Consider the following 13326-nt stretch of genomic DNA (forward strand, 5'->3'; position numbering starts at 1 on the left):
TTGGGACTGTTAACGTAAATCCAGATAAAAACTTTCCTTCACTTCTTCCATGACAATATAACTGTGTGAGGAAGCGGAGGAGGGAAGTTTCTTGAGTAAGTCGCCGAGTAGACGTCGATAGGCACTCATTTCTTTTAAACGTGCTTTGACCAGATAATCAAACTCACCCGAAATCAGGTGACATTCCAGAACTTCAGGAATTTCCACCAAATCGCGTGCAACCTGATCGAACACATCGCCTGATTTGGCTGATAGTTTGATTTCTAAAAATACCAGCAAGTTGCGATCGACCAGTTGCGGATTCAGCCGTGCATAATAGCCCATGATGATGCCATCGCGTTCCAGGCGTTTGACCCGTTCCGAACAGGGGGTAGTAGACAGATTGACCCGAGATGCCAATTCGCTGATGGCAATCCGTCCATCGCGCTGCAAAATATCCAGAATCTGTTGATCTATACGATCCAATTTACGCATTATGATTTTCCTTTTTTTAGAATTTTTTCGCGACGAAACTATTAAATTACCTAGATTATAGTGCTTAAAACAGTGAAAAAAACTATCAATCAAAAAATATACTAGTGAAATAAACTAGTATGCGTTAGGGATAAGCAATGCGTGTAATTGTCTTGGGTAGTGGTGTAATCGGGGTTGCAAGTGCGTATTACCTCGCACAACAGGGAGCAACCGTTACTCTTTTGGACCGTCAGTCAGGTCCTGCTGAAGAAACTAGTTTTGCCAATGCAGGTCAGGTTTCACCAGGTTATTCGACGCCATGGGCAGCGCCCGGTATTCCTTTTAAAGCGGTGAAATGGATGTTCCAGCATCATGCACCGCTCGCCATTAATATGGATGGCAGCATGTGGCAATTACAGTGGATGGCACAGATGCTGAAAAACTGTAATCCACACAGCTATGCAATTAATAAAGAGCGCATGACCCGGGTGGCAGAGTATAGCCGTGACTGCCTCAGAGAGCTGCGTAAAGAGACCGGCATTCATTATGAAAACCGTTCTAAAGGCACTTTGCAAGTTTTTCGTAATGAAGCGCAACTAGACATGGTTCAACGTGACATTCAGGTGTTAAAAGAGTGTGGTGTGGAGCATGAACTTTTGCTCAAAGATGATCTGGCCAAAGTAGAACCAGCTTTGGGATTTGCCAAAGATAAACTGGTCGGTGGCCTGCATTTACCGAACGATGAAACCGGCGACTGCTACTTATTTACCAATGCACTTGCAAACTTGGCCAAAGAGCTGGGTGTAGATTTTAAATTCAACCAAAATGTTGAAAAACTGGTGGTTGAAGGCGATGACATCAAGGGCGTGGTAGTCGATGGTCAAGTGCTAACAGCAGACCGCTATGTCTTGGCATTTGGCAGTTATTCACGTGACTTTTTAAAACCATTACACCTGAATTTACCAGTTTATCCGGTGAAAGGCTATTCACTCACCATTCCAATTATAGATCCTGCATTTGCACCGCAGTCTACGGTGCTGGATGAGACTTACAAGATTGCGATTACCCGTTTTGATCAGCGTATCCGGGTGGGTGGTATGGCAGAACTGAGTGGTTTTAATCATGGCTTGAACCAGGATCGTCGTGCCACTCTGGAAATGGTTACCAAAGATTTATTCCCGGGTGGAAACCTGGCAGAAGCGACCTTCTGGACCGGTTTACGTCCAATGACACCGGATTCTACCCCGATTATTGGCGCAACCCGCTTTAAAAACCTGTTCCTCAACACTGGTCACGGCACGCTGGGATGGACCATGGCCTGCGGTTCAGGCAAGTTGATCAGTGATCTGGTCATGAATCATCAACCGGACATCAGTACCGAAGGTCTATCGATCCAACGTTATCCTTCAGCAGCCTAATCCGTTTTAGGTCATATTGATTCAAGGAAGAACAACATGCCACGTCCCATTACTGCGGTGATTCATAGCCAGTCACTGCAGCACAATTTAAATGTTGCCCGTACCAAAATGCCGAATAGCCAGGTCTATGCGGTGGTCAAAGCCAATGCCTATGGTCATGGTATTGAACGCGTCTATCAAGCTTTCAAATCTGCCGATGGTTTTGCACTGCTTGATTTGGCAGAGGCGAAACGCATTCGTGCTCTGGGCTGGAAAGGTCCTGTCTTATTGCTTGAAGGCATCTTTTCCGAGCAAGATCTGTTTGACTGTGATGAGCTGAATTTGAGTTTCACCATTCATAGCCAATATCAGATTGAATGGTTAGCCCGATTCCCCAGACCAGCCCGGTTTGAGGTTTACCTGAAAATGAACAGTGGCATGAACCGTCTGGGTTTTACTGCTGTTCATTACCGCGACATCTGGCAACAATTATCTCAACTGAATAATGTTCAAAGCATCACGCACATGATGCATTTCTCCGATGCTGACGGTGAGCGTTTAGGACGCGACGGCATTGAGCATCAATGCCAGTTGTTTGAGGTAGTTACACAGGATTTACCGGGTGCACGCTCAGTCAGCAACAGTGCAGCCATCTTACGCCATCAGCAGTTGCAGTCGGATGTGATTCGTAGCGGCATCATGCTTTACGGCAGTTCTCCCGATTTCCCTACACATAGCATTGATGACTGGAACCTGCAGCCTGCGATGAGTCTGCGTAGTGAGATCATTGCCGTTCAACAGCTTAAAGCGGGGGATAGCGTAGGTTATGGCTCCAGATTTTTTGCTGAAAAGGAAATGCGTGTTGGCATCGTAGCCTGTGGCTATGCCGATGGTTATCAACGTATTACCGCAACAGGTACGCCCATTTTAGTCGATGGTCAACGCAGCAGTTTGGTCGGACGTGTCAGCATGGATATGTTGGCGGTCGATTTATCTCATATCCCAAGTGCCCAAGTCGGTAGTGAAGTGGTGCTGTGGGGTACATCGAAACACGGCACTGTGCTCAGTATTGATGAAGTGGCGGCAGGTTCAGGCACCATTGGCTATGAGCTGATGTGTGCTGTCACTGCACGCGTCAATTTTATCCAAGATTAAATTTTTAAAAAATCAGATCATTCATTCAATTTATTGATACAAGGAAATGTAGATGTCTCATAGCGATATAGAAAAGTTTAATAGCAACGCCGTCATGAGCGCCGTGACAGTGTTCAATCAGGTGGTGTATTTATCAGGACAAGTACCTAAAAACACCGGTAATGGTGTCGCAGGTCAGACCCATGAAATTTTAGCCACTATTGATGAACTGCTGGCTTTGGCCGGAACCGATAAATCCCGACTGCTGTCTGCACAGCTTTATATTAAAAATCTCGATGATTTTTCAATCGTCAATGCCATTTGGATTGACTGGATGAAAGGTTGTACTCCACCTTCACGTGCCACCATTCAGGCGGATCTAGTCAATCCAGACTGGTTGATTGAAATTGCGGTAACGGCGGCACAGCCTTAATGTCAAAAATCTCCCCCGTATGGCAGCAAAGCGGTTGAGACCGATGTGCTGCCTGGCGTGTAAATGTCGCTGGTTGGGATGACCGGCAATGTAAAGCACATGGTTTACACGCAATCGTATGTTAAAAGGATGTTCAGTTATGACCACTACACCACGAGCAGACGATGCCCAGGCATCATCGCATGAACTACAACGAAAACTGTCCAACCGTCACCTGCAACTCATTGCCATTGGTGGAGCGATTGGGACAGGCCTGTTTATGGGCTCAGGCAAAACCATCTCCCTGGCTGGCCCTTCAATTTTATTGATCTATACCATCATTGGTACCATGTTCTTTTTCCTGATGCGTGCATTGGGCGAAATTTTACTCTCCAACCTGCATTACAAATCCTTTATCGATATGGCGCATGACCTGATTGGTCCGGGTGCAGGCTACTATATTGGCTGGTCATACTGGCTGGGCTGGGTGCTGGTTGGCATCGCAGACTTGGCTGCTATTATCAACTATCTCAGCTTTTGGCTGCCTGAAGGGATGGTCTTTACGCCATCAGGACAGGCCATGATTAGTGTGGCCTGCGTGTTACTGGTGCTCGGTATTAATATGCTCGCCGTACGTCTGTTTGGTGAAATTGAATTCTGGTTTGCCCTCATCAAAATTTTAGCCATTTTGGGACTGATTGGTATTGGCGGATTTATGGTGTTTAACCATTTTCATGCGCCGGGTGGTTCGTTTGCCAGTTTTAGTAATGTCTGGTCGCATGGCGGCATGTTCCCGCAAGGTGGCAGCGGTTTTCTGGCTGGTTTCCAGATTGCCTTATTCGCTTTTGTCGGTGTGGAACTGATCGGAACCATGGCAGCAGAAACCCAAGACCCTGAAAAGAATTTGCCAAAAGCGGTGAATGCCATTCCGACCCGGATTATTTTGTTCTATGTGTTGTCGTTATTCATTGTGATGTCAGTGACCCCGTGGAACCAGATTCCTGCGGATCAGAGTCCCTTTGTGTCGCTGTTTATGCATGCCGGCATTGGTGCAGCAGCGATTATCATGAACCTGGTGGTGCTGTCATCGGTCATGTCATCCATGAACAGTGGCGTATTTTCAACGTCGCGCATGCTGTTTGGCTTGGCGCGGGAAGGGCAGGCTCCGCAAAACCTAGCGCAATTGTCCAAGCGTGCTGTGCCTGCCAAAGGTTTATTATTCTCTTGTGCCTTTATTATGGCAGGTGCAGCATTGCAATACTTTGTACCAAACACGGTTGAAGCCTTTACCTTGGCAAGTTCGCTGTGCGTGATTTTGTTTATCAGTATCTGGAGCATCATCATGGTGTGCTACATCCGTTACCGTAAATTGCGTCCAGAACTGCATGCCCAATCAACCTTTAAAATGCCGGGCGGGATATGGATGTCCTATGTGGTACTGGTATTTTTATTCTTTACTTTGATTATTTTAAGTCTGGAAGCCGATACTTTGCGTGCCCTGATGATCAGTCCGATTTGGCTGATTATTTTAGCCGTGACCTATCAGCTCCTGTATAAACCGCGGATGCGCAAACGTCATCAGGACATGCTGATGAAACGTAATCAGGAAATGTTGAACTAAGTTTCTCTCAGATATGGTTTTTGTCAGATGTAAAAAAGCCCTCGATTGAGGGCTTTTTTGATGCTTAGAAGATGGGTTTCACTACTACTAGAATTACCACGGCAAATAAAATCAGCGTTGGCATTTCATTAAAGAAGCGCCAGAACTTGTGTGATTTATAATGCGCGTTACCGATCAGTTTTTTACGGTAATAACCACAAACAAAGTGGTAAATCACCAATAATCCGACCAATCCGACTTTCAGGTAAAACCACAGTGCATCGTGATAATGACGCGTTGCATCACCCCAATCGACCAGGAAGTGTGCGGTGATCAGTGTTGCAATCATTGAGGGCCACATAATGCCACGGTATAGCTTACGTTCCATGACTTCAAAACGCTGATGACTCACTGCATCATCACTCATGGCATGGTAAACGTATAGACGTGGCAGGTAGAACAATGCAGCAAACCAGCAAACCACAGCAATAATATGTAATGCTTTTACCCACAAGAAAGCATCAGAAGGAGCATCCATCCATTCACCCTTTTAAAGGGCAGTGTGGCAGAAGTTGATCATCCACTGCTGAATGATCAACACTTCTTAGCTTAGCCTTCCCATTTTTTGAAAACGAGACAAGCATTTACACCGCCAAAACCGAAACTGTTACTCATCACAGTATTCAATTTTGCGTCACGTTTTTCAAGTACGATATCAAACGGTTTTGCACCTTCATCCAGTTCAGTCACGTTGATGTTTGGGGCAATAAAGTCATTTTGCATCATCAAGACCGAATAAATGGCTTCATGTACGCCCGCAGCACCCAGGCTGTGACCGGTCATAGACTTGGTTGAGCTAATTGGAGGTACTTGGCCTTCACCGAATGCACGTTCCATGGCTTTCAGTTCAGTCACGTCACCTGCAGGAGTTGACGTACCATGCGTGTTTACATAGTCAATCTTGTCAACGCCATGCTGTTTTGCTTCTTCAAGGGCCATCAGAATGCAGCGTGTTGCGCCTTCACCGCTTGGAGCAACCATGTCTGCACCATCGCTGTTTGCAGCATAGCCAATTACTTCAGCCAGGATATTTGCACCACGTGCTTGCGCATGTTCCAGTGATTCAAGCACCACAAAACCACCACCACCGGCAATCACGAAACCGTCACGGTCAGCCGAATATGGGCGAGACGCTGTTTCAGGCGTGTCATTGTATTTAGAGCAAAGTGCACCCATCGCATCAAACAGCAAGCTTTGTGACCAGTGATCTTCTTCACCACCGCCTGCCAGCATTAAATCCTGTTTGCCGAGTTGAATCAGGTTATAGGCATAACCAATGGCATCGGCAGAAGTAGCACATGCGCTGGTAATGGTATGTGCCACACCTTGTAATTTGAATGCCACACCTACGTTTGCGGTAATGGTGTTGGTCATGTTACGAGGAACAAAGAAAGGACCTACTTTACGCGCACCCTTGGTTTGCAGTAATTCGTTCATTTCAATGACAGATGCAGTTGAACCACCACCTGAACCACCGGTAATCCCATAACGTGGGTTGCCCGCCAAATCTTCAACGCTTAAACCTGCATGTTCTACCGCAGCAACTGCCGAGTTGTAGGCATACATGGCACAAACACCCATAAAGCGTTTCAATTTACGGTCAATATGGTCAAAATCTTGTTCAGCGGCTGCACTGACATGGCTCTTAAAGTTTAATTCTGCATAAGTCGGGTTAAAACGTGTTCCAGAAATCCCGTTTTGTAAAGAATGAGTGACATCTTCTAAAGAATTACCAATGCATGAGTTGATACCCATACCAGTGATTACAACACGCTTCATCTAAAGATCCCTTATATGGTGATATTTTTGAGTAAAGGCAGCTGATTCAGGCAGAAAAGTAAAAACCTCAATCCAGCGCATTACTCATGTCTTTCGGTCGCATTCATGATAGCAGAAAGGGTTTTGAATTCTTATGGCAAATATTATGCCTATTTCGACAGTATGTATCTGTAATGTTTAGGCGGCATAATTAACTAAAAGATACACATTCGTGTTGAGATAAACTTAGACTACACCTAGTATTTATCAATAATTGTAAGAATAGAAGATGAGGGTAAAAGAATGGCAGATACCAATAATAAACATTCAGGTGGATTCCTCTCCAATGCTTTGGGAGTGGCTAAAAAGATCAGTGCAACAGGAATGAGTGCACTGAATCACGCGGCTGCCGAGCGTGCTGGCAAGGCTTCCGGGGCCTTGGCCAACGGTCATGTCATTGAGGGAAGTGCCCGTTCTCAAAGCGTATTTGAACCCAGAAAATATGATAATCCTCAACAAATGATGCGTGAGTATTTACCCAATGTCTCCAGACAATTGCTGGGTCGCCAGTACAGCAAAGTGAATCGTGTGGCCAGTTTTGTTGCGCCGGACTTTTCAGACAAGGTTTCGGACTATTTTTTTGATCATTTAAATCAGTTCACTTCAAATCTCAGTTCTGTAGATACTGTACTGGATCAGGCTGGAGCAAAAGATTTACAGGAACTGACTCAAGATGTCGACCGTTCCAAACGGCTGAGTCAGGCGTTGGCTGAACAAAACAAATGGCTGGCTTCTATACAGGGGGCTGTTACCGGTGCCACAGGCGTAGTTGGTTCAGCGATTGACGTGCCTTTATCACTGCTCATGTCCTTGCGTATGATTTATCAGGTTGGACGTGCCTATGGCTTTGAATTGAACAAAGACACCGAACAGGATATTGTCCAGTTTGTATTTAAACAAATCGACTTGGGCCAGATTGCTGAAAAACAGAGTGTGTTGATGGCACTCAAAATTGTGTCCAATATGCTGCAAACCAATGACACTGCACAATTGCAAAACATGCTGGGTTCCAGCAATGACAGTGAGCCACTGAAAAAATGGCTGGTCAATGAAAATGGCGACATGAAATGGAACTGGTTAAATCATTTCCCAAACCTTTCATTGATCAGTAAATTAACGCCTGTTGCCGGAGCAGGTATAGGTGCAGCCTATAGCTGGAAACTGGTGGAAGATGTCAACCAGAAAGCCCAGCAAATATTTTCCCATGCCAGAAGCTATTTGCAGCAGCATCAGGGAGTGGATCTGTCTCCTATTGCGGCTTATGAAAAATCCCTGGAGTTGTTGGCGCAGGCAGCGCCAAGATTGTTAAATCCCTTTACTAAAGACGAGCCAAATTCCGGCGAGCTTAAACTTGATCAGGACATTCCGGTGCAAGGGCATGGCACGATTGCCAAAGTAACTATTAAGAAGAAAGCAGAGGATGCCATTGTTGATGATGAACGTAAAAGTGAGCGGGTAGAACAAGGATTAGAGTATTTGGCTGAACACATGGTTGAACCGCATGCTCAGGTTGAACCGCAAAAACCAGCTATCACGGTGGATGAACCGGAAATAGATGAATATACGCAGGCAGATGTTGAAGGAGTTGATGCAGGCACGCAACTTGCTGCTTCCCAATCTGAACAAAATGAAGCCCCTAAGCCCGCCAAGAAAAAAGTTACAAAATAGAGTGCATAAAAGTCTGGAATTGCGTCTTTAAAAAAGCGTCTACTGACCAATATACAGGTAAGTGGTCAATATTTGATATGGCCTCGAATATTGACCATTTTTCTATCTTCGCTTACAATTGTGTGCCCTCAAAAAGTGGTATTTTTTTTGAGGCTTTTTATTAACGGGAGAATTGCCAAATGGCAACAACAAATCAGTTGATCCGTAAGGGTCGTACGACTTTGATTGAAAAATCAAAAGTTCCTGCGTTGAAGGCTTGTCCACAACGTCGTGGTGTTTGTACACGTGTTTACACAACTACACCTAAAAAACCTAACTCAGCAATGCGTAAAGTTTGCCGTGTTCGCTTAACTTCTGGTTTTGAAGTATCAAGCTATATCGGTGGTGAAGGCCATAACCTACAAGAGCACAGTGTTGTGCTTATCCGTGGTGGTCGTGTTAAAGACTTACCAGGTGTACGTTACCATACCGTTCGTGGTTCTTTAGACTGCGCTGGTGTTAAAGATCGTAACCAGTCTCGTTCTAAATACGGTACTAAACGTCCTAAGAAATAATCTGTTTAGATTAGCTTTTTAAGAACGTAGAACCGCAATCCTTTATCGTCTCGCTTGTCTGATTTCTGCATTTAATTTTGTGAAATTCAAGCGACGTGTAGTAAGGCCAGCGAATGTACATGACACTTTGTACTCATGCTGGATAAACCTGAAGTGTCATATTTATAGGTGTATTAAAATGCCAAGACGTCGCGTAGTCGCTGCCCGTGAAATCCTTCCGGATCCTAAGTTCGGCAGCCAAACAATCGCTAAATTCATGAACCACGTAATGCAAGATGGTAAAAAATCTATTGCTGAAAGTATCGTTTACGGTGCTTTAGATCGCGTTCAAGAAAAATCTAAAGTAGACCCAGTTGAATTTTTCGAGACTACTCTTGAAAAAGTTCGTCCTATGGTCGAAGTAAAAGCACGCCGTGTTGGTGGTGCTACTTATCAAGTGCCTATGGAAGTACGCCCATCCCGTCGTACTGCCCTAGCTATGCGCTGGTTAGTAGACGCTGCTGCTAAGCGTTCTGAAAAAACAATGGCTTTACGTCTTGCTGGCGAGTTGCTTGATGCAGCTGAAGGTAAGGGTTCAGCGATTAAAAAACGTGAAGATGTGCACCGTATGGCTGAAGCCAACAAAGCCTTCTCTCACTACCGTTTCTAAGCGGATAAAACAGCCCCTATTCAGGAGGGTGGCAATTTTGGTTTTCACCATGTTGTCATCGAATCGCTTTAAGCTGCTTGGCAGCTTAAAGCGTCCTGTTTTAAACAACAAAATTTAGGAATGCAAGAAATCATGGCTCGTCAAACCCCAATTTCTCGTTACCGTAACATTGGTATCTCAGCTCACATCGATGCTGGTAAAACCACGACTACAGAACGTATTTTGTTCTACACAGGTGTATCTCACAAAATTGGTGAAGTACATGATGGTGCAGCAACAATGGACTGGATGGAACAAGAGCAAGAACGTGGTATTACCATCACTTCTGCTGCTACGACTACATTCTGGTCAGGTATGAGTAAACAGTTCCCAGAACACCGTATCAACGTAATTGATACTCCGGGACACGTTGACTTCACAATCGAAGTTGAGCGTTCTATGCGTGTTCTTGATGGTGCATGTATGGTTTACTGTGCTGTAGGTGGTGTACAACCTCAGTCTGAAACTGTATGGCGTCAAGCGAACAAATACCAAGTTCCTCGTTTAGCATTCGTGAACAAGATGGACCGTACAGGTGCAAACTTCTTCCGTGTTGTTGAACAAATGAAGATACGTTTAGGTGCATCTCCTGTACCTGTAGTTATCCCTGTTGGCGCTGAAGAAAACTTCCAAGGCGTGATCGACTTGATCGAAATGAAAGCGATCATTTGGGATGAAGCTTCACAAGGTATGAAGTTCGAATACGGTGATATCCCGGCTGAACTTCAAGCTTCTGCTGAAGAATGGCGTACCAATATGGTTGAAGCTGCTGCTGAAGCTTCTGAAGAGCTAATGGACAAATACCTAGAAGAAGGCGATCTTTCTAAAGAAGATATCGTTGCTGGTCTACGTGTTCAGACTTTGGCTTGTCAAATTCAACCAATGCTTTGTGGTACAGCATTCAAAAACAAAGGTGTTCAACGTATGTTGGACGCAGTAATTGAATTCTTGCCATCACCGACTGAAGTTAAAGCAATCGAAGGTGTACTTGACGATAAAGCTGAAACTAAAGCGATTCGTGAAGCATCTGACGAAGCTCCGTTCTCTGCGCTTGCGTTCAAAATCATGAACGACAAATTCGTAGGTAACTTGACATTCGTACGTGTTTATTCTGGTGTTCTTAAACAAGGTGACTCTGTTTATAACCCGGTTAAATCTAAACGTGAACGTATCGGCCGTATCGTGCAAATGCACGCGAACGATCGTCAAGACGTTGAAGAAATCCGTGCGGGTGATATCGCTGCGTGTGTAGGTCTTAAAGACGTTACAACTGGTGATACACTTTGTGATGAGAAAAATGTCATCACACTTGAACGTATGGAATTCCCAGAGCCAGTAATTGCATTGGCTGTTGAACCAAAAACTAAAGCTGACCAAGAAAAAATGTCAATTGCTTTAGGTCGTTTGGCTAAGGAAGATCCATCATTCCGCGTTCGTACTGACGAAGAATCAGGTCAAACAATTATTGCTGGTATGGGTGAACTTCACCTTGACATCATTGTTGACCGTATGAAGCGTGAATTCGGTGTTGAAGCAAACATTGGTAAACCAATGGTTTCTTACCGTGAAACGATCAAAAAGACAGTTGAACAAGAAGGTAAATTCGTTCGTCAAACTGGTGGTAAAGGTAAATTTGGTCACGTATACGTACGTTTAGAACCAATGGATGCTGATGCTGGTAAAGACTACGAGTTCGCTGAAGAAGTTGTTGGTGGTGTAGTTCCTAAAGAATTCTTTGGTGCTGTGGATAAAGGTATCCAAGAACGTATGAAGAATGGTGTATTGGCTGGTTACCCTGTTGTGGGTATTAAAGCGACACTATTTGATGGTTCTTACCACGATGTCGATTCTGACGAATTATCGTTCAAAATGGCTGGTTCTTACGCATTCCGTGACGGTTTCATGAAAGCAGATCCTATCTTGCTTGAGCCTATCATGAAAGTTGAAGTAGAAACTCCAGAAGACTACATGGGCGATATCATGGGTGACTTAAACCGTCGTCGTGGTATGGTTCAAGGTATGGACGATTTACCTGGTGGTACTAAAGCAATCCGTGCTGAAGTTCCATTGGCTGAGATGTTTGGTTACGCGACTCAAATGCGTTCTATGTCTCAAGGTCGTGCGACATACTCTATGGAATTCGCTAAATATGCTGAAACTCCACGTAATGTGGCTGAAGGCATCATCAGCAAGTTCCAATCTGGTGGTAAAAAAGGTGACGACGAGTAATCTTTCGATTACTATAAGCCCAAACTAATTCATAGTTAAAAACCAAAATCACTTATGGAGTTAACCCTCCATAAGTATTTTAATAAGGAAGATCTCATGGCTAAGGCTAAGTTCGAACGTAACAAACCACACGTAAACGTGGGCACAATTGGTCACGTCGACCATGGTAAAACTACTTTAACTGCTGCGATTGCAACTATTTGTGCAAAAACTTACGGCGGTGAAGCGAAAGATTACGCAGCAATTGACTCTGCACCAGAAGAAAAAGCACGTGGTATTACCATTAATACTTCACACGTAGAATACGATTCGCCGGTTCGTCACTACGCTCACGTAGACTGCCCAGGACACGCCGATTATGTTAAAAACATGATCACTGGTGCTGCTCAGATGGACGGTGCGATCCTTGTATGTGCTGCGACTGACGGTCCTATGCCACAAACTCGTGAACACATCCTTTTGTCTCGCCAAGTAGGTGTACCTTACATCCTTGTGTTCCTGAACAAATGTGACCTTGTAGACGACGAAGAGTTGCTTGAACTGGTTGAAATGGAAGTTCGTGAACTTCTTTCTACTTATGACTTCCCTGGTGATGACACTCCTGTTATCCGTGGTTCAGCTTTGGCTGCGCTTAACGGTGACGCTGGTCAATACGGCGAATCTTCAGTTCTTGCTCTTGTTGAAGCGCTTGACACTTATATCCCAGAACCAGAACGTGCAATCGACAAAGCATTCTTGATGCCAATCGAAGACGTATTCTCTATTTCTGGTCGTGGTACAGTAGTAACTGGCCGTGTTGAATCAGGTATCGTGAAAGTAGGCGAAGAAGTTGAAATCGTAGGTATCAAAGACACAGTTAAAACAACTGTAACTGGCGTAGAAATGTTCCGTAAATTGCTTGACGAAGGTCGTGCAGGCGAGAACTGTGGTGTTCTTCTACGTGGTACTAAACGTGAAGACGTTCAACGTGGTCAAGTACTTGCTAAACCAGGTACAATCAAGCCGCACACTAAATTCGATGCAGAAGTATACGTACTTTCTAAAGAAGAAGGTGGTCGTCACACTCCATTCCTTAACGGTTACCGTCCACAGTTCTACTTCCGTACAACTGACGTAACTGGCGCGATTTCTTTGAAAGAAGGCGTTGAAATGGTTATGCCTGGTGACAACGTAGAAATGTCAGTAGAATTGATCCACCCAATCGCAATGGACCCAGGTCTACGTTTTGCGATCCGTGAAGGTGGTCGTACAGTTGGTGCTGGTGTTGTTGCTAAAGTAACTGCATAAGTATTGATTGTGTAAAAAAAGCGTCC

Annotated in this window: 12 protein-coding genes; 9 read left to right on the forward strand and 3 right to left on the reverse strand. The window is 44.7% G+C overall.

Annotation, left to right across the window (positions count from 1 at the left end; all coding sequences use genetic code 11):
- Positions 1 to 9 precede the first annotated feature (9 nt).
- Positions 10 to 474, reverse strand: coding sequence for an Lrp/AsnC ligand binding domain-containing protein (locus JFY49_RS03510; protein WP_086197651.1), 465 nt, complete (start codon positions 472 to 474; stop codon positions 10 to 12).
- Positions 475 to 611: 137 nt separating this feature from the next.
- Between JFY49_RS03510 and JFY49_RS03515 the strand changes: the two genes are divergently transcribed.
- The 4 genes from JFY49_RS03515 (at position 612) to JFY49_RS03530 (ending at position 5017) form a co-directional block, all read left to right on the forward strand.
- A complete protein-coding gene (locus JFY49_RS03515) occupies positions 612 to 1871 on the forward strand; it encodes a D-amino acid dehydrogenase (RefSeq protein WP_200223806.1) in 1260 nt (419 codons plus the stop codon).
- Positions 1872 to 1907: 36 nt separating this feature from the next.
- Positions 1908 to 3005: an alanine racemase gene (gene alr / locus JFY49_RS03520; RefSeq protein ID WP_200223807.1), complete on the forward strand. Its 1098-nt coding sequence runs from the start codon at positions 1908 to 1910 to the stop codon at positions 3003 to 3005.
- A gap of 52 nt (positions 3006 to 3057) precedes the next feature.
- Positions 3058 to 3417: a RidA family protein gene (locus JFY49_RS03525; RefSeq protein WP_200223808.1), complete on the forward strand. Its 360-nt coding sequence runs from the start codon at positions 3058 to 3060 to the stop codon at positions 3415 to 3417.
- A 139-nt stretch (positions 3418 to 3556) separates the two neighbouring features.
- Positions 3557 to 5017, forward strand: coding sequence for an amino acid permease (locus JFY49_RS03530; protein WP_200223809.1), 1461 nt, complete (start codon positions 3557 to 3559; stop codon positions 5015 to 5017).
- 64 nt (positions 5018 to 5081) lie between these two features.
- On the opposite strand, the gene hemJ is transcribed toward JFY49_RS03530, so the two are convergent.
- Both hemJ and JFY49_RS03540 read right to left on the reverse strand, forming a co-directional pair.
- Positions 5082 to 5534, reverse strand: coding sequence for a protoporphyrinogen oxidase HemJ (gene hemJ / locus JFY49_RS03535; protein ID WP_086197647.1), 453 nt, complete (start codon positions 5532 to 5534; stop codon positions 5082 to 5084).
- Between the two features lie 71 nt (positions 5535 to 5605).
- Complete coding sequence (locus JFY49_RS03540; RefSeq protein WP_200223810.1) at positions 5606 to 6835, reverse strand: beta-ketoacyl synthase N-terminal-like domain-containing protein; 1230 nt, start codon at positions 6833 to 6835, stop codon at positions 5606 to 5608.
- Positions 6836 to 7117: 282 nt separating this feature from the next.
- Here JFY49_RS03540 and JFY49_RS03545 point away from each other — a divergent pair, with 282 nt between their 5' ends.
- The 5 genes from JFY49_RS03545 to tuf all read left to right on the forward strand — a co-directional run bounded on the left by JFY49_RS03545 (position 7118) and on the right by tuf (position 13300).
- Positions 7118 to 8542 (forward strand): EcsC family protein, encoded by a 1425-nt coding sequence (locus tag JFY49_RS03545; protein ID WP_200223811.1) that lies wholly within the window; start codon positions 7118 to 7120, stop codon positions 8540 to 8542.
- 179 nt (positions 8543 to 8721) lie between these two features.
- Positions 8722 to 9096, forward strand: a complete 375-nt coding sequence (gene rpsL / locus JFY49_RS03550) for a 30S ribosomal protein S12 (RefSeq protein ID WP_004648013.1) — start codon at positions 8722 to 8724, stop codon at positions 9094 to 9096.
- 178 nt (positions 9097 to 9274) lie between these two features.
- A complete protein-coding gene (gene rpsG / locus JFY49_RS03555; RefSeq protein WP_004648014.1) occupies positions 9275 to 9745 on the forward strand; it encodes a 30S ribosomal protein S7 in 471 nt (156 codons plus the stop codon).
- 132 nt (positions 9746 to 9877) lie between these two features.
- On the forward strand, positions 9878 to 12013 hold the full coding sequence (gene fusA, locus JFY49_RS03560) for an elongation factor G (protein ID WP_200223813.1): 2136 nt from the start codon (positions 9878 to 9880) through the stop codon (positions 12011 to 12013).
- Between the two features lie 96 nt (positions 12014 to 12109).
- Positions 12110 to 13300: an elongation factor Tu gene (gene tuf / locus JFY49_RS03565; RefSeq protein ID WP_200223815.1), complete on the forward strand. Its 1191-nt coding sequence runs from the start codon at positions 12110 to 12112 to the stop codon at positions 13298 to 13300.
- Positions 13301 to 13326 lie beyond the last annotated feature (26 nt).

The organism is Acinetobacter sp. CS-2, assembly GCF_016599715.1.
Lineage (GTDB): Bacteria > Pseudomonadota > Gammaproteobacteria > Pseudomonadales > Moraxellaceae > Acinetobacter.